Raw genomic sequence first — 24,656 nt, 5'->3', positions numbered from 1 at the left:
GAAGAGGCCCGTCACCGAGAGTGACGAGCCTTTTGTGATTACATACGCTCGACGGTTTCAATCCCGAGCATATCCAGACCCAGCTTCAGCGTCTTCGAGGTCAGCAGCGCCAGTTTCAGGCGGCTGTTGCGTATCTCTTCGCTTTCGGCGCTCAGGATTGGGCAGTGCTCATAGAAGCCAGAGAATAGGCCCGCGAGGTCATACAGATAGGCACACATCACGTGCGGCGTGCCTTCACGAGCAACGACGTTTACGGTTTCTTCGAACTGCAGCAGACGCGCCGCCAGCTGGGACTCGCGATCTTCATTAATCACCACTGGTGCATTGACGATAGCATTCTCTTCCAGACCGGCTTTGCGGAACACGGACAGCACGCGGGTATACGCATATTGCATGTATGGCGCGGTGTTGCCTTCAAACGCCAGCATGTTGTCCCAGTCGAATACGTAGTCGGTGGTACGGTTCTTGGACAGATCAGCGTATTTCACTGCACCGATCCCCACGCTATTGGCCAGCTTTTCCAGCTCGTCAGCAGGCATGTCCGGATTCTTTTCTGCCACCAGACGACGGGCGCGTTCCAGCGCTTCATCCAGCAGGTCAGACAGTTTAACGGTGCCACCTGCGCGGGTTTTGAACGGCTTGCCGTCTTTACCCAGCATCATGCCGAACATGTGGTGTTCTAGCGGAACGGAATCAGGCACGTAACCGGCTTTACGCACGATGGTCCACGCCTGCATCAGGTGCTGGTGCTGACGGGAGTCGATGTAATAGAGCACGCGGTCGGCGCACAGGGTTTCGAAACGGTATTTCGCGCAGGCGATATCGGTCGTGGTGTAGAGGTAGCCGCCATCCTTTTTCTGGATGATGACGCCCATCGGTTCGCCGTCCTTGTTTTTGTACTCATCAAGGAACACCACGGTTGCGCCTTCGCTTTCGGTCGCCAGACCCTGATCTTTCAGGTCTGCCACGATGTCCGGCAGCATCGGGTTGTACAGACTTTCACCCATGACGTCGTCGCGGGTCAGGGTGACATTCAGACGGTTGTAGGTAATCTGGTTTTGTTCCATGGTGATGTCGACCAGCTTGCGCCACATCTCGAGGAAGTACGGATCACCGCCCTGCAGTTTCACCACGTAGCTACGCGCGCGCTCTGCGAAAGCTTCGTCTTCGTCGTAATGCTGCTTCGCCTGGCGATAGAAACCTTCGAGGTCCGCCAGCGCCATTTCACCGGCATTTTCCTGCTGCTGTTTTTCCAGATACGCAATCAGCATCCCGAACTGAGTGCCCCAGTCCCCGACGTGGTTCGCGCGGATAACCTTATGACCCAGGAATTCCTGAGTACGCACTGCGGCATCACCAATGATGGTGGAACGCAGGTGGCCGACGTGCATCTCTTTTGCCACGTTTGGCGCGGAGTAGTCGATAACGATTGTTTGCGCTTCTGGCAGCGCTACGCCGAGACGGTCAGATTTCAGCGCATCGCTCACGCCCTGCGCCAGAAACGCCGGGTCGAGGAAGATATTGATAAAGCCAGGACCGGCGATTTCGACCTTATAGGCGATGCCATCGAGGCTGAGATGAGACAGAACCTGCTCTGCGAGTTGTCGCGGCGCCATGCCCAGTTTTTTGGCAACAGCCATCACGCCGTTGGCCTGATAGTCACCAAACTGTACTTTTGCTGATTGACGAACCTGCGGTTCGCAATCGGCAGGCGCACCTGCCGCAATCAGGGCCTGACTGACTTTTTCTGAGAGAAGAGCCTGAATATTCACCGGAATACCTTACGTTTATGGCGCTGTACGCGTGCCGGAACAACGCCGAAATGGGGACAAATTAAGCCGGTCAGTATACTGCATTTGCGGCGGCCCGTCAGCCCTGGAGCGGCGCGTTAATCAGCAGTTGGTTGTACGGAGTCAACAGGGTAAATTAACGGCCTGCAAAAACCGGACTGAGGGCGAAACGTGAACTGGAAAACCATCGAAGCATTACAGGATATAGAGGCGGATCTGCCGCGTTTTACGCGTGCGCTGACCGACCTTGCTGACCGTCTGGGCCTGCACATCGCTCCGCTGAATGCCGACCATATTTCCCTGCGCTGCCACCAGAATACGACCGCTGAACGCTGGCGCAGTGGGTTAGAGCAGTGCGGCGAACTGCTGTCGGAAAACATCATTAACGGTCGTCCTATTTGCCTGTTCAAACTGCATGAGCCGGTGTGCGTCGCGCACTGGCAATTCAGCGTGGTGGAATTGCCGTGGCCGGGTGAAAAACGTTACCCGCACGAAGGCTGGGAACATATTGAAATCGTACTGCCGGGTGACCCTGAGACCTTAAACGCACGCGCGCTGGCACTGCTGTCCGACGAAGGCCTGAGCCAGCCGGGAATTTTCGTTAAAACCAGTTCACCAAAAGGTGAGCGTGAACGTCTGCCTAATCCGACGCTGGCGGTTACTGACGGCAAGGTCACGATTAAATTTCACCCGTGGACTATCGAAGAAATTGTGGCGAGCGAAGCAGGCGACGGCACAATGTGAGCTTACTCGGGATCTGTGTTTTGAGACTGTGTCATGATGGCGTACCCGAACGAAAAGGAGAAGGTAATGGCTTTGCTGGAAGTGTGCTGTTACAGCATGGAATGTGCGCGTGAGGCGCAGGAAAGAGGCGCTGACCGAATTGAACTGTGTGCCGCGCCGCTGGAAGGCGGTTTAACGCCATCTATAGGTGTACTGAAATCGGCGCGCCAGCAGGTGACCATCCCTGTACATCCCATCATTCGCCCGCGTGGCGGGGATTTTTGCTACACCGACGGTGAATTTGCAGCGATGCTGGACGATGTACGTACGGTGCGTGAACTCGGTTTTCCGGGGCTGGTTATCGGTATTCTCGATGCAAAGGGCAATGTCGATATGCCACGGATGCGCGAAATCATGGCTGCTGCCGGCCCGCTTGCCGTTACGTTTCATCGGGCGTTTGATATGTGCGTCAATCCGCAGCAGGCCTTTGATAATCTTGCGGAACTGGGCGTGGCGCGCATTCTGACATCCGGTCAACAGCAGACGGCGGAAAAAGGTCTTTCACTTCTTGGGGAACTAATTGCCCGAGGTGATGTTCCAATCATTATGGCCGGAGCAGGCGTGCGGGTGAACAACCTGGAATTGTTCCTCGATGCAGGCGTAAATGAGCTTCACAGCTCGGCCGGACAATGGATCCCCTCGGTGATGCAATACCGAAATCCGGGGCTGTCGATGTCAACCGACCCGACGGCAGACGAATACTCACGATACGCCGTAAATGGCGAATCGGTAGCGGAGATGAAGGCGATAGTTGACCGTTACAGCAAATAGCGATTTTTACCGTGCATCATATCGCCCAATGTGATGCGTATTTGTACCAGGCCCCTGCCTTTTAAACAGGGGCCTTTTTTTATCCTTTTTCAGCCTGGCTTACTCGCCATTTTGTCCCCGGGAAGTGCTCGATCTCCTCACGTACTATGTGTACGCTCCGGGACCTGCGCGCTTGCCGGAAACAAACTGACTTCGCCGCCGACGGCTGATCCCCGCTGAACCTGCAAGGGCAATTTACGGCTTTTTGGCGATGATTACGGTACGCATCGGGGCGGGGTAGCCTTCGATGGTTTTACTGCTGTCGTTCGGGTCGAGGAATTCGGCCAGTGATTCGGTGGTCATCCACTCGGTACGGCGCTGTTCTTCGGTGCTGGTGACGTTCATGTCGACAATGCGAACGTCGACAAACCCGCATTTTTCCAGCCACTGCTTCAGCGCTGGCGCGGACGGGATAAAGTACACGTTGCGCATTTGTGCGTAGCGGTCGCCTGGCACCAGAACGGTGTTTTCATCGCCTTCTACCACCAGCGTTTCTAGCACCAGTTCACCTTCGCTGACTAACTGATCTTTCAGCTGCCACAGATGCTCCAACGGAGAACGTCGGTGATACAGCACGCCCATCGAAAATACAGTATCGAACGCGTTAAGCACCGGCATTTGCTCAATGCCGAGCGGCAGCAGATGCGCGCGCTGATCGTTGCCAAGCAGCTTACGAACTGCTTCGAACTGGCACAGGAACAGTTGCGTCGGGTCGATGCCGACCGCCAGCTTCGCGCCCGCGCCAATCATGCGCCACATGTGATATCCGCTGCCACAGCCGACGTCGAGAATGGTGCGCCCGGTTAAATCAGACAGGTGCGGCAGAACGCGATCCCACTTCCAGTCGGAACGCCACTCGGTATCGATGTTCACGCCATACAGCGAAAACGGCCCTTTGCGCCACGGCATCAGGTTACGCAGCAGTTTGTCGATGCGGATCAGGGGGCCTTCACCGAGCGGCTGTTCACTCTCAGCGGTAACGCTGTGCAGCAGGTCGAGTTTCCACGGCTGAATTTCAGGCATGAACTCTACGGCGCGAGACCATTGCTTAAACTGACCGTGCAGCGCGTCACGCTGCCAGGCGCCGATCTGTGCAGGCAGGGTTTCGAGCCAACGAGAGAGCAGTGGATCTTTGGCGATCAGCTGATAAAAATTGCCAAACTCGATCATTCGTCTGCCCCGGCTTTCAGGGCCACCAGTGAACCGAAGTTGAAGCACTGGAACCACAGTTCGCTGTGAGCAAACCCGGCGGCGCGCAGGCGCGCTTTATGGGCTTCGACGGAATCGGTCAGCATCACGTTTTCCAGCATGCTGCGCTTCTGACTGATTTCCAGCTCGCTGTAACCGTTGGCACGCTTGAAGTCATGATGCATGTTGAACAACAGTTCGCCGACTTTCTGGTCTTCAAAGCTGAATTTTTCTGACAGAACCAGCGCACCGCCTGGATTCAGGCCTTTGAGGATTTTTTCCAGCAATGCCTGGCGCTCAGGCGGCTCAATGAACTGCATCGTAAAGTTGAGCACCACCATCGAGGCGTTCTCAATCTCAATATCGCGGATATCGCCTTCGATAATCTCGACCGGCGTCGGCGCTTTATAGGCGTCGATATGACGGCGGCAGCGTTCAACCATCGCCGGGGAGTTATCCACGCCGATAATTTTGCAGCCTTCATGGGCGATATTGCGGCGGATCGACAGCGTTGCCGCGCCGAGCGAGCAGCCGAGGTCATAAACCTGAGTGTCGGGTTGCACAAAGCGCTCTGCCAGCATGCCAATCATTGAGATGATATTGGAATAACCGGGCACCGAGCGCTGGATCATGTCGGGGAAAACTTCGGCCACCCGTTCATCAAATGTCCAGTCACCCAGGCTTGCGATCGGGGCAGAAAAAAGCGTGTCGCGATGGGGCATAACGTGATTCCAGAAAATAAAAAACGGCATATTGTGCGCTAACGCAGGGAGAAAACCAACTCCCAGGGCAGATACCACAGATTTGCCAGCACCATTAGCAACAGCGAACACCAGGTGGCGCTCATTGCCGAACGACGCCAGCGGAACAGTCGGTGGTGAAAACCCCAGTAATGCATCAGGCGTCCGGCGATAAGCAGCAGGCCGCACACGTGTACCATCCACGTTTGTGCACCATTCATCTCCATGAACAGCAGCAACAGCAGGCCTACCGGGATGTATTCCACCGCATTGCCGTGAATGCGGATAGCACTTTGCAGCTCGTTGAAGCCGCCGTCGCCATACGCCACGCGGTATTGCAGGCGCAGCCGAACAACATCGAAAGAAAACTTAATCAACAACAACGCACCCAGCACGGCGTACAACGCGCTAACCATATAAACTCCCTTTATACTCGTCATACTTCGAGCGGCAGGTGCGATGGCCACACCTGCTTACCCCAGTATCTTACTTGAGTAAGCTCCAGGGGACTCACAGGCTGCCGCCTTCCCGCAAATCGAATTATGTAGAGTACGGACCAGCAGATGACACTGACTATGCGAGGAAGGATAACTCAAAAAAGCGAATTTTGCTGTGGGATAGCGGGCGCGGGCCCAATCTCAGGCAGGACGTCACGCAGACGGGTCCACAGCGTTTCAACCAGCTCAGGCGCCTGGGCGATGTCCGGCGTATGCAGGAAAAGGAAAGGGGTGGTGGTCTGCGACCATTTGGGCAGGGCTTTAAGCCAGACTGCAAACAGTTCACGATTCTGTGCCATGTTATCGCTGCCGATAAACCGTACCATCGGGTGATTGGCCGTAACGACGGCGTGCACTGGCACTTTCGGCTTTTTGCGCTGGGCGTCAATGATCGCTTCGCTGTGCGCAATGGCGCTGTGTACCGGACGGCTGTCGAGAATCACGCGATTCACACCGCGCTCATGCAACCCGCGATTGAACTGTAACTCCGCGTCGCCCTTTTCGAAAAAGAGGGGATGACGCACTTCGACACCATAAGCAAATGCATCGGGTAAACCATCGAGAAACTGCCAAAGCGCAGGCAGGTCGGCAGGCGAAAAGGTGGCGGGAAGCTGCAGCCAGTATTGACCGATGCGCTGATCCAACGGAGCCATTCGGCTGAAAAACTCGGCGGTGAGAGAGTCGCAGTGGCGAAGCGCGGCTTGATGGCTGATGGTCGCCGGGAATTTAAAGCAAAAACGAAAATCGTCGGTGGTTTGTGCATACCAGCTCTGCACTATTTCGGCGCGGGGCAGGGCGTACAGCGTGGTATTGCCCTCCACGCAGTTAAAGTGGCGGGCATATTCTTCAAGACTGGTAATGCCAAGGCGCACCCATTTGGGGTGCGACCATTGCGGCAAACCGATGTAAACGCGTCGCCTTTCACGCTGCAAATGTGTTGACTTCGCATGCTCACCTCGGGCACTGACATCGGTCAGCTCCCGGGGACTCACAGGCTTGTCGCCTTCCTGCAAAGTGAAATGCTTAGCGTTGGTCATAGCGCAGCGAGGATTTCCTCAGTGCTACGAATACGGGCGATGCGTGGGAAAATGTTTGTCATGCTGCCCTGATGCTGCTCAGCATCAGCGGCGCTACACGCATCTTCGGCGATAACCAAGTTAAAGCCCAGCTCCCAGGCATTACGTGCGGTGGATTCCACGCCGATATTGGTGGAGATGCCACACAGAATGATGGTGTCTACGCCGCGACGACGCAGCTGAAGTTCCAGTTCGGTGCCGTAAAAAGCGCCCCACTGACGTTTGGTGACTTCAATGTCAGTGTCTTTTTTGCCGAGCGCCGTCGGGTAGGTCATCCAGTTTTCTGGCAGTTTATGCGCAGGAACCTGAGCATCAACCAGCGTTTTCACCGCGTCGCCGCCATCCGCTGACCAGCCCACGCGAACCATGACCACAGGTGATCCTTGTTCACGGCATTTTGCCGCTAATTTGGCCGATTTTGTTACCACGTCAGTGGACGTGTGCGGGCCGCCAGCAAACGGGAGAATGCCTTCCTGAAGATCGATGACTACCAGTGCTGTCTTTTTTGCGTTCAGTTCCAACATATATATCCCCGTTAAATCACATAATTAGGTGGCTAACAATACGCTGAGACGTGCCGTGCGTGCGTCACAATTTTTGTTAATTTTTGTGAGTACCCGCAATAAGCGTACAGCAAACGTGCGGCTGGTGCTCGACGGTCTTATCGTGGGCGAGAATTTCTAGTACAATAGCCCCCTTTTTTCATCCAGTTGTGACATTCAGATAAAGCTGCGACAAGTGTGCCTGCGGCTAAGTTAAGGGAACTCTCATGCGTACAGAATATTGCGGGCAGCTGCGTCAGTCCCACGTTGGGCAGCAGGTGACGCTGTGTGGTTGGGTTAACCGTCGCCGTGATCTCGGCAGCCTTATTTTCATCGATATGCGTGACCGCGAAGGTATCGTGCAGGTCTTTTTCGATCCGGACCGCGCAGAGGCCTTAAAACTGGCGTCTGAACTGCGCAATGAATTTTGCATTCAAATCACCGGTACCGTGCGTGCGCGTGATGCGAAAAACGTAAACACCGATATGCCGACCGGCGAAATCGAAGTGCTGGCGTCCGACCTGGTAATCATCAACCGTTCAGAAGCCCTGCCGCTTGATTCTAACCACGTCAATACTGAAGAAGCGCGTCTGAAGTACCGCTACCTCGACCTGCGTCGCCCTGAAATGGCGAACCGCCTGAAGACCCGTGCAAAGATCACCAGCTTCGTGCGTCGCTTTATGGATGAACACGATTTCCTCGACATCGAAACCCCGATGCTGACCAAAGCCACGCCGGAAGGTGCGCGTGACTATCTGGTGCCGAGCCGCGTACATAAAGGCAAATTCTACGCGCTGCCGCAGTCTCCACAGCTGTTCAAACAGCTGCTGATGATGTCCGGTTTTGATCGATACTATCAGATTGTTAAATGCTTCCGTGATGAAGACCTGCGCGCTGACCGTCAGCCTGAATTTACCCAGATCGACGTAGAAACCTCCTTCATGACCGCACCACAGGTGCGTGAAGTGATGGAAGCGCTGGTTCGTCAGCTGTGGCTGGAAATCAAAGGCGTGGACTTGGGTGATTTCCCAATCATGACCTTCGCTGAAGCTGAACGTCGTTACGGTTCCGATAAGCCGGATTTGCGTAACCCAATGGAGCTGGTTGACGTAGCTGACCTGCTGAAGAGCGTTGAGTTTGCCGTGTTTGCCGGCCCGGCAAACGATGCCAAAGGCCGCGTGGCTGCACTGCGCGTTCCGGGTGGTGCCGCTCTTAGTCGTAAGCAGATCGACGACTACGGTAACTTCATTAAAATCTACGGCGCGAAAGGCCTGGCTTACATCAAAGTCACCGAGCGTGCGAAAGGTCTGGACGGTATCACCAGCCCAGTCGCTAAATTCCTGAACTCTGACATCGTGGAAGCCATTCTTGCCCGTACAGGTGCACAAGACGGCGACATGATCTTCTTCGGCGCTGATAACAAAAAAGTGGTTGCCGATTCAATGGGCGCGCTGCGTCTGAAACTCGGTAAAGACCTGAGCATCACCGACGAAGCCAAATGGGCGCCGCTGTGGGTTATCGACTTCCCAATGTTCGAAGACGACGGTGAAGGCGGCCTTACCGCAATGCACCATCCGTTCACCTCTGCGAAAGAGATGACTGCGGCAGAGCTGAAAGCCTCCCCGGAAGACGCAGTCGCGAACGCCTACGACATGGTCATCAACGGTTATGAAGTCGGCGGCGGTTCCGTGCGTATTCACAGCGGTGAAATGCAGCAGACCGTGTTCGGCATTCTCGGCATCAACGAACAAGAACAGCGCGAGAAATTTGGCTTCCTGCTCGATGCACTGAAATACGGCACTCCGCCACACGCGGGCCTGGCATTTGGTCTGGATCGCCTGACCATGCTGCTGACCGGCACTGATAACATCCGTGACGTTATCGCCTTCCCGAAAACCACCGCTGCCGCATGCCTGATGACCGAAGCCCCAAGCTTCGCAAATCCTGCTTCGCTGACCGAGCTGGGTATTGAAGTGGTGAAAAAGGAAGAGAAAAACTGAATATGGCATATGTACACCAAATCATTCGCGTTGCATCGCGGCGGCAACTCAGTGAATTCCCATGAGCATAAATAACTATGTGAATGGGATGAACGAAGGCAGCCAACAAAGAGGTAACGTGAAAGATAAAGTGTATAAGCGTCCCGTCTCGGTTCTGGTCGTCATTTACGCGCAGGATACGAAGCGGGTGCTGATGTTGCAGCGACGCGATGACCCTGATTTCTGGCAGTCGGTAACCGGCAGTCTGGAAGAGGGGGAAACCGCGTTGCAAGCCGCCGCGCGTGAAGTAAAGGAAGAGGTCGCCATTGACGTTGCCTCAGAGCCGCTGGCCTTAATTGACTGTCAGCGCACGGTGGAATTTGAAATTTTTACGCATTTACGCCATCGCTACGCGCCGGGTATCGAGCGCAATACGGAATCGTGGTTCTGTCTTGCGCTGCCCCATGAGCGCCAGATTGAGATAAGTGAACATCTCGCCTGGCACTGGGTTGCTGCTCCTGAAGCAGCGGCGCTTACTAAGTCGTGGAGCAACCGGCAGGCGATTGAAGAATTTGTAATTAACCTTAATTAGTTTTCCCAAGAAATTGTGTTTTCGGCGCGGGCAACGCAATCGAAAACGCAAAGACGACGGGATGTGGAGAATTTTTTATGGCAGGTCATAGTAAATGGGCCAACACCAAACACCGCAAAGCGGCACAGGATGCCAAGCGCGGTAAGATCTTTACCAAAATCATTCGTGAGCTGGTGACGGCTGCGCGTCTGGGCGGCGGCGATGCGGGTTCTAACCCACGTCTGCGTGCGGCTATCGACAAAGCGCTGTCGAACAACATGACGCGTGACACCCTGAACCGTGCCATCGCGCGTGGTGTCGGTGGTGACGAAGATTCGAACATGGAAACCATCATTTATGAAGGTTATGGCCCTGGCGGCACCGCGGTAATGGTGGAATGCCTGTCCGACAACCGCAACCGTACCGTGGCTGAAGTGCGTCATGCCTTCACCAAAACCGGGGGCAACCTCGGCACTGACGGTTCCGTAGCATATTTGTTCAGCAAAAAAGGCGTGATTTCCTTCGAAGCGGGCGATGAAGATGTGATCATGGAAGCGGCACTGGAAGCCGGTGCTGAGGACGTTGTAACCTTCGACGATGGCGCAATAGACGTATACACCGCGTGGGAAGAGATGGGTGCAGTACGAGATGCACTGGAAGCGGCTGGCCTGAAAGCAGACAACGCTGAAGTGTCGATGATCCCGTCTACCAAAGCGGACATGGATGCAGAAACGGCACCGAAACTGTTGCGTCTGATTGATATGCTTGAAGACTGCGACGACGTGCAGGAAGTGTATCACAACGGTGAGATCTCTGATGAGGTTGCAGCGACTCTCTAATGGGTCTGCTTAACACCCCCTCTGGAGGCGCGTGATGTCCATTATTCTCGGCATTGACCCGGGCTCGCGCATTACCGGATACGGCGTTATTCGCCAGGTCGGACGGCAGCTTTCTTACCTTGGTAGCGGATGCATCCGCACCAAGGTGGACGATTTGCCGTCACGCCTGAAGCTGATTTACGCTGGCGTATCGGAAATCATCACCCAGTTTCAGCCGGATATTTTTGCCATTGAGCAGGTATTCATGGCGAAAAACGCCGACTCGGCCCTTAAGCTGGGTCAGGCGCGCGGTGTGGCGATTGTGGCGGCAGTAAACCAGGATTTGCCAGTATTTGAATACGCGGCACGTCAGGTGAAACAAACCGTAGTGGGGAACGGCGGTGCGGACAAAACGCAGGTGCAGCACATGGTGCGAACCCTGCTCAAACTGCCGGCAAACCCTCAGGCCGATGCCGCCGATGCGCTGGCGATTGCTATCACGCATTGCCACGTCAATCAGAACGCGATGCAAATAAGCGACACGCGGCTGAATCTGGCACGCGGAAGATTACGCTAAATAAGACAATGGAGGCTGGATATTTATCCAGCCTTTTTTTATGATACGACATTCGTATTTTGTCCCCAACGCAGGAGCGTCACGTGATCGGCAGACTCAGAGGCATCATTCTGGAAAAACAACCCCCACTGGTATTACTGGAAGTGGGCGGCGTGGGCTATGAAGTGCATATGCCGATGACCTGTTTCTACGAACTGCCGGAGCAGGGCAATGAAGCCACTGTCTTCACGCAATTCGTGGTACGTGAAGATGCGCAGCTGTTGTACGGCTTTAATAATAAGCAAGAACGTACCCTGTTCCGCGAGCTCATCAAAACCAACGGTGTAGGACCGAAGCTGGCGCTGGCTATACTTTCAGGCATGTCGGCGGCGCAGTTCGTCAATGCCGTTGAACGTGAAGATTCCGTGGCGCTGGTGAAGCTGCCGGGTATCGGCAAAAAAACCGCCGAACGTCTGGTGGTCGAAATGAAAGACCGATTCAAAGGCCTGCACGGCGACCTGTTTACCCCGGCGTCCGATCTGGTGCTGACCTCTCCGGCCAGCCAGGCGACCGACGACGCCGAGCAGGAAGCAGTTGCTGCGTTGGTGGCACTGGGCTATAAACCACAGGAAGCGAGCCGGATGGTGAGCAAAATCGCCAGCCCGAATGCCAGCAGTGAAACGCTAATCCGCGACGCGCTTCGCGCCGCGATGTGAGGTAACGGATGATTGAAGCTGACCGCCTGGTCTCTGCAGAAAGTGTCGTACCCGAAGATGTGGTTGACCGCGCTATTCGCCCGAAGCTGCTGGAGGAATACATCGGCCAGCCTCAGGTGCGCTCGCAGATGGAAATCTTTATTCAGGCGGCGAAGCTGCGCGGTGAAGCGCTCGATCATCTGCTGATTTTTGGCCCGCCGGGGCTCGGGAAAACGACACTGGCGAATATTGTCGCGAATGAAATGGGCGTTAACCTTCGCACCACCTCCGGCCCGGTACTGGAAAAGGCGGGTGACCTGGCGGCGATGCTGACCAACCTTGAACCGCATGACGTGCTGTTCATTGATGAAATCCACCGCCTCTCCCCGGTCGTGGAAGAAGTGCTGTATCCGGCGATGGAAGACTATCAGCTGGATATCATGATCGGTGAAGGCCCGGCCGCACGCTCGATAAAAATCGACCTGCCACCGTTTACCCTGATTGGTGCCACCACGCGTGCGGGTTCATTAACGTCGCCGCTGCGTGATCGTTTCGGGATCGTACAGCGCCTGGAGTTTTATCAGGTGCCCGACCTTCAGCACATTGTGGGGCGCAGTGCGCGTTACATGGGGCTGGAGATGAGCGAAGAGGGCGCGCTGGAAGTGGCGCGTCGTGCGCGCGGTACGCCACGTATTGCGAACCGGCTGCTACGTCGCGTGCGTGATTTCTCGGAAGTGCGCCACGACGGCACCATTTCGGGGGATATCGCCGCTCAGGCGCTCGATATGCTGAATGTGGATGCGGAAGGCTTCGATTATATGGACCGTAAGCTGCTGTTGGCGGTTATCGACAAATTCTTCGGCGGTCCTGTCGGGTTGGATAACCTTGCAGCGGCGATTGGCGAAGAGCGTGAAACCATTGAAGACGTGCTGGAGCCGTATCTGATTCAGCAGGGCTTTTTACAGCGGACCCCGCGCGGGCGAATGGCGACGGTGCGGGCCTGGAACCATTTCGGCATCACTCCGCCGGAAATGCCTTAACACGTTGTAGATGCTTCATGCACAAACCGCCCTATTGGGCGGTTTTTTTTGTCATGCTGAAGATAAACAGCACTGCGGCGCAGAGCACCACCGAAGGGCCTGCGGGCGTATCATAGAAGGCGGAGAACGTCAGGCCACCGGTGACGGCAACTATGCCGATGCCGACGGCGATACCGGCCATTTGCTCCGGCGTGCGGGCAAAGCGGCGTGCGGTTGCGGCAGGGATAATCAACAGCGACGTGATGATCAGCGCCCCAACAAACTTCATCGCTACGCCAATGGTCAATGCGGTGACCAGCATCAACAGTAGTTTGACGCGTTGCAGCTTCACGCCGTCGACGAAGGCCAGATCCGGGCTGATGGTCATCGACAGCAGGTTGCGCCATTGCCACAGCAGGATAGCCACGACCACGACAACGCCCAGGCCAATCGAAATCAAATCCTCTGGTGTCACGGCCAGCAAATCGCCAAACAGATAGGCCATCAAATCCACACGAACGTTAGACATCAGGCTGACCACCACTAAACCCAGCGACAGTGCACTGTGGGCCATAATCCCGAGCAGCGTATCGATGGCAAGGTGCGGGCGGCGCTCCAGCCACACCAGGCCGCCCGCCAGCATCAGCGTCACGGCGATCACCGCATAAAACGGATTTACATTTAGCAGCAGGCCAAACGCCACGCCAAGCAGTGAAGCGTGGGCGAGGGTATCGCCGAAATAGGACATCCGACGCCAGACCACGAATGAGCCCAGCGGCCCGGCAGCGCAAGCCAGCATCACACCGGCCAGCCAGCCGGGAAACAGTAATTCAATCATGAGCGGTCGTTCCCTCTACGCAGAACAATACGTCCCTGTAAATCGTGGCGATGGTTGTGCTGGTGGCGATAAATACCCAGCTGTTGCGCGCCGCGAGTGCCGAACATCGAGATGAATTCCGGGTGCATCGACACCACTTCCGGCGTGCCGGAACAGCAGATGTGATGATTAAGGCACAGCACCTCGTCGGTTTTGGCCATCACCAGATGCAGGTCGTGGGACACCATCAGTACTGCGCAATTCAGTTCACTGCGAAGTTGGTCGATAAGGTCGTACAGCGCCACCTGGCCGTTAACATCTACACCCTGAGTTGGCTCATCGAGCACCAATAACTGCGGCTTATTCAACAGAGCACGGGCCAGCAGCACGCGCTGCGTTTCACCACCGGACAACTTCTGCATCGGGGCATCCATCAGATGTCCCGCCTGCACGCGTTTCAGCGCCGGGAGTATGTCGTCTTTTCGAGTGCCGGGGCGCAGCCGTAAAAAGCGGCTAACGGTTAAGGGTAGGGTGGAATCGAGGTGTATTTTCTGCGGGACATAGCCAATCTGTAGTTTGCCCTCGCGCTTGATGACACCGGAATCCGGTGCTACCAGTCCAAGAACCACACGGACGAGCGTCGATTTTCCTGCGCCATTTGGCCCAAGAAGCGTAAGAATTTTGCCAGGCTTTAGCGTCAGCGAAATATCAGACAGGACACGGCGCTGGCCGAAGGAGACAGAAATATTTTCGAGCGTTACCAGATTCGTCATCACAATTTGAGGTTGCACAAGTCAGTGAATGTTATAATATCACACTTCTTTTATTCATTACGATGATAAGACGCATTATGTTACATAAAAAGACGCTTCTTTTCGCAGCATTATCCACCGTACTTTGGGGTGCTGCCGCTACCCAGGCGAGTGCCGCCGTGGTGGTCTCGCTGAAACCCCTTGGATTCATCGCCTCAGCTATCGCCGACGGGGTTACACCGACTGAGGTTTTACTGCCTGACGGCGCCTCCGAACACGACTACTCATTACGCCCAAGTGACGCAAAACGCTTACAAAACGCCGACTTAGTGGTATGGATTGGTCCTGAGATGGAAGCATTTATGGACAAGACAGCTACTGCGTTTTCTGATGCGAAAAAGGTCACCATTTCAACGTTGCCCGGTGTAAAACCGCTGCTTATGAAAGGGGCTGACGATGATGATGACGATCACGGTCATAATCACGATGCAGCAGAAAAAGGTGACGAAGATCACCATCATGGTGAATACAACATGCATTTGTGGCTCTCGCCAGAGATAGCGCGCCTGTCAGCGGTTGCAATCCACGATAAATTAGTGGAACTTATGCCGCAAAGTCGAGCCAAACTTGACGCCAACCTGAAGGATTTCGAGGCGAATCTAGCCGCGACCGATAAGCAGGTGGGTAACGAGCTGGCACCGTTGAAAGGGAAAGGATATTTCGTTTTTCATGACGCCTACGGCTACTACGAAAAACACTACGGAATGACCTCACTGGGGCATTTTACCGTCAATCCTGAAATCCAACCCGGTGCGCAGCGTTTACACGAAATAAGAACACAGTTGGTTGAGCAAAAAGCGACCTGCGTTTTTGCTGAGCCACAATTCAGGCCGGCAGTGGTGGAAGCGGTAGCCCGCGGAACCTCCGTTCGAATGGGAACGCTGGATCCGCTTGGCACCAACATCCAGTTGGGCAAAGCGAGTTATCCCGCTTTCCTGACCCAACTGGCGAACCAGTATTCGAGCTGCCTGAAAGGAGATTAACGAGGAAGTGAATACGTGCAACAGATAGCCCGCTCTGTCGCCCTGGCATTTAATAATTTGCCGCGACCCCACCGCGTTATGCTGGGGTCGTTGACCGTTCTCACCTTAGCGGTCGCCGTATGGCGACCGTACGTGTACCATCCCGATTCAGCCCCTATTGTCAGAACCATTGAGCTCGAAAAGAGCGAAATCCGTTCCCTTCTGCCTGAAGCCAGTGAGCCTATCGATCAGGCGGCGCAGGAAGATGAAGCCATCCCGCAGGATGAGCTCGACGACAAAGTGGATAACGAAGCCGGTGTACATGAATACGTGGTGTCAACGGGCGATACTCTCAGCAGCATTCTTAACCAGTACGGTATTGATATGGGTGATATCAGCCAGCTGGCCTCCGCAGATAAAGAACTGCGTAACCTGAAAATCGGTCAACAACTTTCGTGGACGCTTACCGCCGACGGCGATTTGCAGCGTCTGACCTGGGAAATGTCACGTCGCGAAACCCGTACCTACGATAAAGCTGCGAATGGTTTCAAAATGAGCAGCGAAACGCAGCAGGGCGACTGGGTCAACAGTGTGCTGAAGGGCACCGTTGGCGGCAGCTTCGTGACCAGCGCGCGTAATGCCGGATTAACCAGCAGTGAAGTAGGCGCGGTTATCAAGGCAATGCAGTGGCAAATGGACTTCCGCAAGCTCAAGAAAGGTGATGAATTCTCAGTGCTGATGTCCCGCGAAATACTGGATGGCAAGCGTGAGCAGAGTCAGTTACTGGGCGTGCGTCTGCGTTCCGATGGCAAAGACTACTACGCCATTCGCGCTGAAGACGGCAAGTTTTATGACAAGAACGGTACCGGGCTGGCGAAAGGTTTTCTGCGCTTCCCAACCTCGCGTCAGTTCCGCATCTCATCAAATTTCAATCCGCGTCGCCTGAACCCGGTGACTGGACGCGTTGCTCCGCATAAAGGCGTCGATTTCGCGATGCCGCAGGGCACGCCGGTGCTGGCTGTCGGTGACGGTGAAGTGGTGGTGGCGAAGCGCAGCGGTGCGGCGGGTTATTACGTCGCGTTGCGTCATGGTCGCACCTACACCACGCGCTACATGCATTTGCGTAAGCTGCTGGTGAAACCGGGTCAGAAGGTGAAACGCGGTGACCGTATCGCGCTTTCCGGCAATACCGGACGTTCTACTGGCCCGCACCTGCATTACGAAGTGTGGATCAACCAGCAGGCGGTTAACCCGTTAACGGCGAAGCTGCCACGTACCGAAGGGCTGAGCGGTTCCGATCGTCGTGATTACCTGGTGCAGGTCAAAGAGGTTGCTCCGCAGCTGCAAATCGACTAGCCATTGACGGTTAAATGACCTTAAAAGCCGATGCCTGAAGGGGCATCGGCTTTTTCTTTTGTATGAAGCCGGGCACGTCGCTAAACTATTAGCATCTTTCTCTTTTTCCGGCACGACTCTGGAACAGGCATGGAAACGAAAAAAAATAACATTGAGTTTATTCCTCAGTTCGAAAAATCCTTTTTACATCCGCGCTATTGGGGCTCCTGGTTAGGCGTTCTGGCTTTCGCGGGTATTGCGCTCACCCCTGCGTCTTTCCGCGATCCTGTCCTTGGCGCGTTGGGCAAAAAGGTCGGGCGACTGGCAAAAAGCTCCCGTCGCCGCGCGCAAATTAATCTGCTTTACTGCTTCCCGGAAAAAACGGACGCCGAGCGTGAAGCTATCATTGATGAAATGTATGCCACTGCGCCGCAGGCGATGGTGATGATGGCGGAGCTGGGTCTGCGGGACCCGAAGAAGATCCTGAAACGTGTCGACTGGCACGGCATCGAAATTATTGAAGAACTGCAACGCAATAACGAAAAGGTGATCTTCCTCGTGCCGCACGGCTGGGGGGTGGATATTCCGGCAATGCTGATGGCCTCGAAAGGGCAGAAGATGGCAGCCATGTTCCACAACCAGGGCAACCCGATCTTCGACTACATCTGGAACACTGTACGTCGCCGTTTTGGCGGCCGTATGCATGCACGTAACGATGGCATTAAGCCCTTCATACAGTCGGTGCGTCAGGGATACTGGGGCTACTATCTGCCCGATCAGGATCATGGCGCTGAGCACAGCGAATTCGTCGACTTCTTTGCGACCTATAAAGCGACACTGCCAGCAATTGGTCGTTTGATGAAGGTCTGCCGCGCCCGAGTGGTGCCGCTGTTCCCGGTCTACGACGGAAAAACGCACCGTCTGACGGTAGAAATTCGCCCACCGATGGACGATATTTTGACTGCCGACGATACGACGATTGCGCGCCGGATGAACGAAGAGGTAGAAATCTTCGTTACTCCGCATACCGAGCAGTACACCTGGATCCTCAAGCTGCTCAAAACCCGCAAGCCTGGTGATATTGAGCCGTATAAGCGTAAAGAGCTGTTCCCGAAGAAGAAATAAAAAAAGGTTCATCGCGGTTAAGCGTGATGAACCTTTTTTTTACCCACAGACGGGTTATTCGACAGTCAGAATACGGGTGGTGTTGGTGGTGCCGACGGTACTCATCACATCGCCCTGGGTGACGATAACCAGATCGCCAGAAACCAGATAGCCTTTGTCACGCAGCAGGTTTACCGCATCGCTCGCCGCGGCCACGCCGTCGGTCGCACTGTCGAAGTAAACCGGGGTTACACCACGGTACAGGGACGTCAGGTTCAGGGTGCGTTCGTGACGGGACAGAGCGAAAATTGGCAGGCCGGAGCTGATACGTGAGGTCATCAGTGCGGTACGGCCGGATTCGGTCATGGTGATAATCGCTGACACGCCTTTCAGGTGGTTGGCCGCATACATCGCTGACATCGCGATGGCTTCTTCCACGTTATCAAACTGCACATCCAGGCGGTGTTTGGAAACGTTGATGCTTGGGATTTTTTCTGCACCCAGGCACACGCGCGCCATCGCGGCGACTGTTTCAGACGGATACTGACCGGCTGCGGTTTCCGCAGACAGCATCACCGCATCGGTACCATCCAGCACGGCGTTCGCCACGTCCATGACTTCTGCACGGGTTGGCATTGGGTTGGTTATCATCGATTCCATCATCTGCGTCGCGGTGATAACCGAGCGATTCAGCTGACGTGCGCGACGGATCAAGGCTTTCTGAATGCCGACCAGTTCTGGGTCACCGATTTCTACACCGAGGTCGCCACGGGCAACCATCACCACGTCAGAGGCAAGAATGATGTCGTCCATCGCGTCCTGGCTGCACACGGCTTCTGCACGTTCTACTTTTGCTACGATTTTGGCATCGCAGCCTGCATCACGCGCCAGACGGCGAGCATAGTTCAGGTCTTCGCCGCAGCGCGGGAAGGAGACGGCCAGATAATCGACGCCAATCAGGGCGGCAGTCTGGATATCGGCTTTGTCTTTTTCAGTCAGCGCTTCGGCAGAGAGGCCGCCGCCCAGTTTGTTAATGCCTTTGTTGTTGGACAGCGGGCCGCCAACGGTCACTTCGGTGAATACCTGCATGTCTTTAACATCCAGCACTTTCAGCTGTACGCGACCATCGTCGAGCAGCAGAATGTCGCCTGGTACGACGTCAGCAGGCAGACCTTTATAGTCGATACCGACTTTTTCTTTGTCGCCTTCGCCTTTGCCGAGGTTGGCGTCCAGCAGGAATTTATCGCCAATATTAAGGAAGACTTTGCCTTCCTTAAAGGTGGAAACTCGGATTTTAGGACCCTGCAGATCGCCGAGGATACCGACATGGCGGCCCAGTCTGGCCGCAATTTCGCGCACTTTGTCGGCACGAATTTTATGATCTTCGGCGCTGCCATGTGAGAAGTTCATGCGAACAACGTTAGCGCCAGCCGCTATCACTTTCTCGAGGTTATTATCGCGGTCGGTAGCCGGGCCTAACGTGGTCACGATTTTGGTTCTGCGAAGTCTTCTGGACATGTAATACTCCATTGCTGAAACAATTTTGGTGTTGCGTGAACAGGAATTCGGACGTTCACCTGTGCATAGTCTAATGCTGGAACTTAACCGAATGTACAAATAGGTTACAAGCTTGTTATAAACTTTTAATGATTATCACTGCTAACCTGCAGTTCCTTATCAAAGCGCGATTCCTTCAACGCTTCCTTGACCCGCTTCAAGTTATCCCGGAATTTTGCCCCACGGCGCAGGGTAAACCCGGTCGCGAGTACGTCAATCACCGTGAGCTGGGCCAGCCGCGAAACCATCGGCATATAAATGTCAGTATCTTCGGGTACGTCAAGCGTGATGGCTAATGATGCCTCTCTCGCCAGCGGCGTTCCCGCGGTAGTTAGCGCAATCACCATGGCATCGTTTTCACGCGCCAGTTGCGCCAGTTCGACCAGACTCTTGGTGCGCCCGGTGTGTGAGATAAGCACCACAACGTCTCCATCGCTGCAGTTCATACCACTCATTCGTTGCAATACGATGTCATCGGAATACACCACCGGCACATTGAAGCGGAAAAATTTATTCATCGCATCATGCGCCACGGCGGCGGAAGAGCCTAATCCGAAGAAGGCGATTTTTTTCGCCTGCGTTAGCAGATCCACCGCGCGATTGACGGCGGCCATATCCAGCGACTGACGCACGTGGTCAAGGCTTGCCATCGCCGATTCAAAAATTTTTCCGGTGTAGGCTTCCACGCTGTCGTCTTCATCGACGTTGCGGTTTACGTAAGGGGTGCCGTTTGCGAGACTTTGTGCAAGATGCAGCTTAAAATCAGGAAAGCCCCGGGTGTCCATGCTGCGACAAAAACGGTTAACGGTCGGCTCACTGACCGAAGCCTGTGACGCCAGCGTCGCGATGCTGGAGTGGATAGCCTGAGAAGGGGAGGCGAGGATCACTTCCGCCACTTTACGCTCGGATTTGCTAAGGTTTTCCAGATGGGACTGGATTTTTTCCAGCATGTTCATGGTTAACAGGCGCTCATCGGTGAAAGCGATTCCATTAATGGGTGAAATCGCCGGGCAATTTAGTGAGAATATACCCCTGTGGATCCTGCAATGCAGAAGAAAGAGGGCAATTTACGTTGTTTTTTTTCATTACATGATCACAGTCGACTTTTGCCGACAGAATTTTGGCGAAATGACGAGCAAAAATAAGCTGTTGGCCCACTGCTGCTGGGGTTTTTATTCCAGAAATGCGTTTATCTGGCGTCGGCGGGGGTAAGGGGTTTCGGCATTAACGTAAACACAGTACAGTGCAGCGTAAGAAAATTACAAATAGCGCCTGGCAGAAGCACCAGGCAATCCAACTGAGGAGAATGACATGGCGGTAACGCAAACGGCCCAGGCATGTGATCTGGTCATTTTCGGCGCGAAGGGTGACCTGGCGCGTCGTAAATTGCTGCCTTCCCTGTATCAACTGGAGAAAGCGGGCCAGATCCATCCGGACACGCGTATCCTTGGGGTAGGACGTGCCGACTGGGACAAAGATGCATACACCAAAGTGGTGCGCGAGGCGCTGGAAACCTTCATGAAGGAGAAGATTGATGAAAGTCTGTGGGACTCCCTGAGTGGGCGCCTGGACTTCTGCAATCTGGATGTCAACGACACCAAATCCTTCACCCGCCTCGGCAAAATGCTCGATCAGAAAGAACGCACCACCATCAACTATTTTGCGATGCCACCAAGCACTTTTGGCGCTATCTGCAAAGGCTTGGGCGAAGCGAAACTGAACGCCAAACCGGCACGCGTAGTGATGGAAAAACCGCTGGGAACGTCTCTGGCGACATCCCGCGACATCAACGACCAGGTCGGCGAATATTTCGAAGAGTGCCAGGTCTACCGTATTGACCACTATCTCGGTAAAGAGACCGTGCTCAACTTGCTGGCGCTGCGTTTTGCCAACTCCCTGTTCATCAATAACTGGGATTCCCGCACTATCGATCACGTGGAAATTACCGTGGCGGAAGAAGTGGGCATTGAAGGCCGTTGGGGTTACTTCGATCAGGCCGGGCAGATGCGCGACATGATCCAGAACCACCTGCTGCAAGTTCTGTGCATGATTGCGATGTCGCCGCCGTCTGACCTGAGCGCCGACAGCATTCGCGATGCCAAAGTGAAAGTGCTGAAATCTCTGCGTCGTATCGACCGTTCCAACGTGCGCGATAAAACCGTACGCGGCCAGTACACTTCCGGTTTTGCACAGGGCAAAAAAGTGCCTGGTTACCTCGAAGAAGAGGGTGCGAACAAAAGCAGCAACACCGAAACCTTCGTGGCAATCCGCGTTGATATCGATGACTGGCGCTGGGCTGGCGTACCGTTCTACCTGCGTACCGGTAAGCGTCTGCCGACCAAATGTTCCGAAGTTGTTGTGTACTTCAAAACGCCTGAACTAAATCTGTTCAAAGAGTCCTGGCAGGAGTTGCCGCAGAACAAGCTGACTATTCGTCTTCAGCCGGACGAAGGCGTGGATATTCAGATCCTCAACAAAGTGCCGGGTCTGGATCACAAGCACAATCTGCAAACCACCAAACTTGATCTGAGCTATTCCGAAACCTTCAATGAAACTCACCTGGCTGATGCGTATGAGCGTCTGCTGTTGGAAACCATGCGCGGTATCCAGGCGCTGTTCGTGCGTCGTGATGAAGTGGAAGAAGCGTGGAAATGGGTCGACTCAATCACTGAAGCCTGGGCTGCCGATCAGGATGCGCCAAAACCGTATCAGGCAGGCACCTGGGGTCCGGTCGCTTCCGTCGCGATGATCACGCGTGATGGGCGTTCCTGGAACGAATTCGAGTAACCATACTGGCAGGCTATTTTGCTTGCCATTTTGAACCTGGGCTGTGCTCACCCTCCTCACGGACTGCGTGTACGCTGCGGAGGGTGCGCACTGTCCGTGTCCAAACTTTCGGCACCCATAACGCCTGACGGTTATGGTTCCGGGATACTCCGAATAGAGTATTTTACCGGTAACATGATCTGACACAGCATCTCGTGCGAAATTTGCACTTTTAAGCCCCGGGAGGTTCACCCTCGGGGCTTTTTTCATTACAATTGCGGGAGATGAATTTGCCCCTGAGCTACAGCAGACGCGCGTTTCAGCATTGTTAATGACTCCTGAACTTCGTGTTAATGCATAAGCCCAGACACTCAGAGTTTGAGGAGCTTTTATGAATCCTGCACTGTTACGCGTAACAAATCGTATTGTTGAGCGCTCTAAAGAAACCCGTCGCGCCTACCTCGCCCGCATCAATCAGGCCAAATCCGACACTGTCCAGCGCTCACGCCTGGCCTGCGGTAACCTGGCGCATGGCTTTGCGGCCTGCCAGCCGGATGACAAAGCATCGCTGAAAAGCATGCTGCGTAACAACATCGCCATCATCACCTCGTATAACGATATGCTTTCCGCGCACCAGCCATACGAGCACTACCCGGACGTTATCCGCCAAGCGCTGCATGGCGTGAATGCGGTAGCTCAGGTCGCCGGTGGCGTGCCCGCAATGTGCGATGGCGTCACGCAGGGTCAGGACGGAATGGAGCTGTCGCTGCTGAGCCGCGAAGTGATCGCCATGTCAGCGGCCGTTGGGTTGTCTCACAATATGTTTGACGGTGCGCTGTATCTCGGCGTGTGCGACAAAATCGTCCCTGGTCTGGCCATGGCGGCGCTGTCATTTGGTCATCTGCCGTCGATCTTCATTCCATCAGGCCCGATGTCCAGCGGTCTGCCGAACAAAGAAAAAGTGCACATTCGCCAGCTGTTTGCCGAAGGCAAAGTTGACCGCACGGCACTGCTGGAATCGGAAGCTGCGTCTTATCACGCGCCGGGCACCTGCACGTTCTACGGCACCGCCAACACCAACCAGATGGTTATCGAATTTATGGGCATGCAGCTGCCGGGATCCTCGTTCGTACATCCGGATGCGCCAATGCGTGAAGCGCTGACCGCTGCCGCCGCTCGCCAGGTGACCCGCATGACCGGCAACGGTAATGAATGGATGCCGCTCGGAAAAATGATCGACGAGAAAGCCGTGGTTAATGGGATCGTGGCGCTGCTGGCGACCGGTGGTTCTACCAACCACACGATGCATCTGGTGGCGATGGCACGCGCTGCGGGCATTATCATCAACTGGGATGACTTCTCTGATATTTCCGACGTTGTGCCGCTGATGGCGCGTCTGTACCCGAACGGCCCGGCTGATATCAACCATTTCCAGGCTGCGGGTGGCGTACCGGTGCTGGTGCGTGAACTGCTGAAAGGCGGCCTGCTGCACGAAGACGTAGAAACCGTTGCCGGTCATGGACTGTCTCGCTACACCATGGAACCGTGGCTGAATAACGGCGAGCTGGACTGGCGCGACGGTGCGCAGGCATCGCTGGATGAGGCGGTCATTGCCACTATTGATAAACCGTTCTCCCATCATGGCGGCACTAAAGTGCTGAGTGGCAACCTCGGTCGCGCGGTGATGAAGACTTCCGCCGTGCCGCTTGAAAACCAAATTATCGAAGCGCCGGCGGTAGTCTTTGAGAGTCAGCATGACGTGCTGCCTGCCTTCGAAGCGGGTCTGTTGGACAAAGATTGCGTGGTTGTTGTACGTCTTCAGGGACCAAAAGCTAACGGCATGCCAGAATTGCATAAACTTATGCCGCCATTAGGTGTATTATTGGACCGTTGTTTCAAAATTGCATTGGTCACCGATGGACGGCTTTCAGGCGCATCCGGTAAAGTGCCTTCAGCTATTCACGTCACGCCTGAAGCGTACGACGGCGGGCTGCTGGCGAAAGTCCATGACGGCGATATGATCCGCGTGAATGGACAAACCGGCGAGCTGACGCTGCTGGTGGATGAAGCCGAACTGGCCGCCCGCAAACCGCATTTACCTGACCTGAGCGCATCACGGGTTGGGAGTGGTCGCGAACTGTTCAGTGCACTGCGCGAGAATCTTTCCGGTGCAGAGCAGGGCGCAACCTGCATCACTTTTTAATACGACGAAATTACTCATTCTGGCGAGAGAAAAACT

The 24,656-nt window shown here is 54.9% G+C and carries 23 protein-coding genes and 1 pseudogene; 14 read left to right on the top strand and 10 right to left on the bottom strand.

Features of this window, described 5'->3' with window-relative positions; genetic code table 11:
* Positions 1-38: 38 nt before the first annotated feature.
* Positions 39-1,772 carry an arginine--tRNA ligase gene (gene argS, locus MUU46_RS14905; protein ID WP_258965901.1) on the bottom strand — a complete coding sequence of 578 codons (1,734 nt, stop codon included), beginning with the start codon at positions 1,770-1,772 and terminating at the stop codon, positions 39-41.
* Between the two features lie 189 nt (positions 1,773-1,961).
* On the opposite strand from argS, the gene MUU46_RS14900 reads away from it, so the two are divergent.
* Together MUU46_RS14900 and cutC are read left to right on the top strand one after the other, a co-directional pair.
* Positions 1,962-2,534 (top strand): VOC family protein, encoded by a 573-nt coding sequence (locus MUU46_RS14900; RefSeq protein WP_258965900.1) that lies wholly within the window; start codon positions 1,962-1,964, stop codon positions 2,532-2,534.
* Between the two features lie 66 nt (positions 2,535-2,600).
* A complete protein-coding gene (cutC, locus tag MUU46_RS14895) occupies positions 2,601-3,344 on the top strand; it encodes a copper homeostasis protein CutC (RefSeq protein ID WP_258965899.1) in 744 nt (247 codons plus the stop codon).
* A gap of 234 nt (positions 3,345-3,578) precedes the next feature.
* Here cutC and cmoB read toward each other — a convergent pair whose 3' ends face one another.
* The 5 genes from cmoB to MUU46_RS14870 all read right to left on the bottom strand — a co-directional run bounded on the left by cmoB (position 3,579) and on the right by MUU46_RS14870 (position 7,408).
* A complete protein-coding gene (gene cmoB, locus MUU46_RS14890) occupies positions 3,579-4,553 on the bottom strand; it encodes a tRNA 5-methoxyuridine(34)/uridine 5-oxyacetic acid(34) synthase CmoB (protein ID WP_159755368.1) in 975 nt (324 codons plus the stop codon).
* Positions 4,550-5,293 (bottom strand): carboxy-S-adenosyl-L-methionine synthase CmoA, encoded by a 744-nt coding sequence (cmoA, locus tag MUU46_RS14885; RefSeq protein WP_159755371.1) that lies wholly within the window; start codon positions 5,291-5,293, stop codon positions 4,550-4,552. Before cmoA ends, cmoB begins: the two co-directional genes overlap by 4 nt.
* A 38-nt stretch (positions 5,294-5,331) precedes the next feature.
* Complete coding sequence (locus MUU46_RS14880; RefSeq protein ID WP_159776825.1) at positions 5,332-5,727, bottom strand: MAPEG family protein; 396 nt, start codon at positions 5,725-5,727, stop codon at positions 5,332-5,334.
* 176 nt (positions 5,728-5,903) lie between these two features.
* A complete protein-coding gene (locus MUU46_RS14875) occupies positions 5,904-6,845 on the bottom strand; it encodes a DUF72 domain-containing protein (protein ID WP_258965898.1) in 942 nt (313 codons plus the stop codon).
* Complete coding sequence (locus tag MUU46_RS14870) at positions 6,842-7,408, bottom strand: hydrolase (RefSeq protein ID WP_159776173.1); 567 nt, start codon at positions 7,406-7,408, stop codon at positions 6,842-6,844. The genes MUU46_RS14875 and MUU46_RS14870 overlap by 4 nt, the downstream gene beginning before the upstream one ends.
* A 245-nt stretch (positions 7,409-7,653) precedes the next feature.
* Here MUU46_RS14870 and aspS point away from each other — a divergent pair, with 245 nt between their 5' ends.
* From aspS to ruvB, 6 genes are all read left to right on the top strand, one after another.
* Positions 7,654-9,426 carry an aspartate--tRNA ligase gene (aspS, locus tag MUU46_RS14865; protein ID WP_258965897.1) on the top strand — a complete coding sequence of 591 codons (1,773 nt, stop codon included), beginning with the start codon at positions 7,654-7,656 and terminating at the stop codon, positions 9,424-9,426.
* A 118-nt stretch (positions 9,427-9,544) separates the two neighbouring features.
* Complete coding sequence (gene nudB, locus MUU46_RS14860) at positions 9,545-9,997, top strand: dihydroneopterin triphosphate diphosphatase (RefSeq protein ID WP_258966017.1); 453 nt, start codon at positions 9,545-9,547, stop codon at positions 9,995-9,997.
* A 77-nt stretch (positions 9,998-10,074) separates the two neighbouring features.
* A complete protein-coding gene (locus tag MUU46_RS14855) occupies positions 10,075-10,815 on the top strand; it encodes a YebC/PmpR family DNA-binding transcriptional regulator (RefSeq protein WP_110512265.1) in 741 nt (246 codons plus the stop codon).
* A gap of 34 nt (positions 10,816-10,849) precedes the next feature.
* Positions 10,850-11,371 carry a crossover junction endodeoxyribonuclease RuvC gene (ruvC, locus tag MUU46_RS14850; RefSeq protein WP_110512264.1) on the top strand — a complete coding sequence of 174 codons (522 nt, stop codon included), beginning with the start codon at positions 10,850-10,852 and terminating at the stop codon, positions 11,369-11,371.
* 83 nt (positions 11,372-11,454) lie between these two features.
* Complete coding sequence (gene ruvA / locus MUU46_RS14845; RefSeq protein WP_110512263.1) at positions 11,455-12,066, top strand: Holliday junction branch migration protein RuvA; 612 nt, start codon at positions 11,455-11,457, stop codon at positions 12,064-12,066.
* An 8-nt stretch (positions 12,067-12,074) separates the two neighbouring features.
* Positions 12,075-13,085: a Holliday junction branch migration DNA helicase RuvB gene (gene ruvB, locus MUU46_RS14840; RefSeq protein ID WP_159755386.1), complete on the top strand. Its 1,011-nt coding sequence runs from the start codon at positions 12,075-12,077 to the stop codon at positions 13,083-13,085.
* A 31-nt stretch (positions 13,086-13,116) separates the two neighbouring features.
* Here ruvB and znuB read toward each other — a convergent pair whose 3' ends face one another.
* Together znuB and znuC are read right to left on the bottom strand one after the other, a co-directional pair.
* Complete coding sequence (gene znuB, locus MUU46_RS14835; protein WP_159755389.1) at positions 13,117-13,902, bottom strand: zinc ABC transporter permease subunit ZnuB; 786 nt, start codon at positions 13,900-13,902, stop codon at positions 13,117-13,119.
* Positions 13,899-14,654 carry a zinc ABC transporter ATP-binding protein ZnuC gene (gene znuC, locus MUU46_RS14830; RefSeq protein ID WP_159755392.1) on the bottom strand — a complete coding sequence of 252 codons (756 nt, stop codon included), beginning with the start codon at positions 14,652-14,654 and terminating at the stop codon, positions 13,899-13,901. Before znuC ends, znuB begins: the two co-directional genes overlap by 4 nt.
* A gap of 77 nt (positions 14,655-14,731) precedes the next feature.
* Here znuC and znuA point away from each other — a divergent pair, with 77 nt between their 5' ends.
* From znuA to lpxM, 3 genes are all read left to right on the top strand, one after another.
* Positions 14,732-15,676 carry a zinc ABC transporter substrate-binding protein ZnuA gene (gene znuA / locus MUU46_RS14825; protein ID WP_258965896.1) on the top strand — a complete coding sequence of 315 codons (945 nt, stop codon included), beginning with the start codon at positions 14,732-14,734 and terminating at the stop codon, positions 15,674-15,676.
* Positions 15,677-15,691: 15 nt separating this feature from the next.
* The gene (mepM, locus tag MUU46_RS14820; RefSeq protein WP_159755398.1) at positions 15,692-17,011 is read left to right on the top strand and encodes a murein DD-endopeptidase MepM; all 1,320 of its coding nucleotides are present in this window, start codon (positions 15,692-15,694) and stop codon (positions 17,009-17,011) included.
* A 129-nt stretch (positions 17,012-17,140) separates the two neighbouring features.
* On the top strand, positions 17,141-18,115 hold the full coding sequence (gene lpxM / locus MUU46_RS14815; RefSeq protein ID WP_258965895.1) for a lauroyl-Kdo(2)-lipid IV(A) myristoyltransferase: 975 nt from the start codon (positions 17,141-17,143) through the stop codon (positions 18,113-18,115).
* Between the two features lie 54 nt (positions 18,116-18,169).
* Here the strand turns inward: lpxM and pyk are convergent, their stop codons facing one another.
* Positions 18,170-19,612 carry a pyruvate kinase gene (gene pyk / locus MUU46_RS14810; RefSeq protein ID WP_159755404.1) on the bottom strand — a complete coding sequence of 481 codons (1,443 nt, stop codon included), beginning with the start codon at positions 19,610-19,612 and terminating at the stop codon, positions 18,170-18,172.
* Positions 19,613-19,737: 125 nt separating this feature from the next.
* Positions 19,738-20,607 (bottom strand): MurR/RpiR family transcriptional regulator, encoded by an 870-nt coding sequence (locus MUU46_RS14805; protein WP_159755407.1) that lies wholly within the window; start codon positions 20,605-20,607, stop codon positions 19,738-19,740.
* A 251-nt stretch (positions 20,608-20,858) separates the two neighbouring features.
* On the opposite strand from MUU46_RS14805, the pseudogene MUU46_RS14800 reads away from it, so the two are divergent.
* The 3 genes and pseudogenes from MUU46_RS14800 to edd form a co-directional block, all read left to right on the top strand.
* A pseudogene (locus tag MUU46_RS14800) lies at positions 20,859-20,972 on the top strand (hypothetical protein); the annotation flags it as partial.
* Positions 20,963-22,438: a glucose-6-phosphate dehydrogenase gene (gene zwf / locus MUU46_RS14795; RefSeq protein WP_258965894.1), complete on the top strand. Its 1,476-nt coding sequence runs from the start codon at positions 20,963-20,965 to the stop codon at positions 22,436-22,438. The pseudogene MUU46_RS14800 and the gene zwf, both read left to right, overlap by 10 nt.
* Positions 22,439-22,808: 370 nt before the next feature.
* The gene (gene edd / locus MUU46_RS14790; protein ID WP_159755413.1) at positions 22,809-24,620 is read left to right on the top strand and encodes a phosphogluconate dehydratase; all 1,812 of its coding nucleotides are present in this window, start codon (positions 22,809-22,811) and stop codon (positions 24,618-24,620) included.
* Positions 24,621-24,656: the final 36 nt, after the last annotated feature.

Origin of the sequence: Scandinavium tedordense, assembly GCF_024764965.1 — a bacterium.
GTDB lineage: Bacteria > Pseudomonadota > Gammaproteobacteria > Enterobacterales > Enterobacteriaceae > Scandinavium > Scandinavium tedordense.
The sequence above is the reverse complement of the archived record's forward strand: the minus strand, read 5'-3'. Positions and strand labels throughout refer to the sequence as shown.

Excerpts from the sequence above, each read along its gene's own strand:
- cutC (WP_258965899.1), top strand. The coding sequence starts at position 2,601 with ATGGCTTTGCTGGAAGTGTGCTGTTACAGCATGGAATGTGCGCGTGAG.
- MUU46_RS14805 (WP_159755407.1), bottom strand. The coding sequence starts at position 20,607 with ATGAACATGCTGGAAAAAATCCAGTCCCATCTGGAAAACCTTAGCAAA.
- zwf (WP_258965894.1), top strand. The coding sequence starts at position 20,963 with ATGGCGGTAACGCAAACGGCCCAGGCATGTGATCTGGTCATTTTCGGC.
- znuB (WP_159755389.1), bottom strand. The coding sequence starts at position 13,902 with ATGATTGAATTACTGTTTCCCGGCTGGCTGGCCGGTGTGATGCTGGCT.
- aspS (WP_258965897.1), top strand. The coding sequence starts at position 7,654 with ATGCGTACAGAATATTGCGGGCAGCTGCGTCAGTCCCACGTTGGGCAG.
- ruvC (WP_110512264.1), top strand. The coding sequence starts at position 10,850 with ATGTCCATTATTCTCGGCATTGACCCGGGCTCGCGCATTACCGGATAC.
- MUU46_RS14875 (WP_258965898.1), bottom strand. The coding sequence starts at position 6,845 with ATGACCAACGCTAAGCATTTCACTTTGCAGGAAGGCGACAAGCCTGTG.
- ruvB (WP_159755386.1), top strand. The coding sequence starts at position 12,075 with ATGATTGAAGCTGACCGCCTGGTCTCTGCAGAAAGTGTCGTACCCGAA.
- pyk (WP_159755404.1), bottom strand. The coding sequence starts at position 19,612 with ATGTCCAGAAGACTTCGCAGAACCAAAATCGTGACCACGTTAGGCCCG.
- MUU46_RS14880 (WP_159776825.1), bottom strand. The coding sequence starts at position 5,727 with ATGGTTAGCGCGTTGTACGCCGTGCTGGGTGCGTTGTTGTTGATTAAG.
- cmoA (WP_159755371.1), bottom strand. The coding sequence starts at position 5,293 with ATGCCCCATCGCGACACGCTTTTTTCTGCCCCGATCGCAAGCCTGGGT.
- edd (WP_159755413.1), top strand. The coding sequence starts at position 22,809 with ATGAATCCTGCACTGTTACGCGTAACAAATCGTATTGTTGAGCGCTCT.
- MUU46_RS14855 (WP_110512265.1), top strand. The coding sequence starts at position 10,075 with ATGGCAGGTCATAGTAAATGGGCCAACACCAAACACCGCAAAGCGGCA.
- MUU46_RS14870 (WP_159776173.1), bottom strand. The coding sequence starts at position 7,408 with ATGTTGGAACTGAACGCAAAAAAGACAGCACTGGTAGTCATCGATCTT.
- cmoB (WP_159755368.1), bottom strand. The coding sequence starts at position 4,553 with ATGATCGAGTTTGGCAATTTTTATCAGCTGATCGCCAAAGATCCACTG.
- znuC (WP_159755392.1), bottom strand. The coding sequence starts at position 14,654 with ATGACGAATCTGGTAACGCTCGAAAATATTTCTGTCTCCTTCGGCCAG.
- znuA (WP_258965896.1), top strand. The coding sequence starts at position 14,732 with ATGTTACATAAAAAGACGCTTCTTTTCGCAGCATTATCCACCGTACTT.
- lpxM (WP_258965895.1), top strand. The coding sequence starts at position 17,141 with ATGGAAACGAAAAAAAATAACATTGAGTTTATTCCTCAGTTCGAAAAA.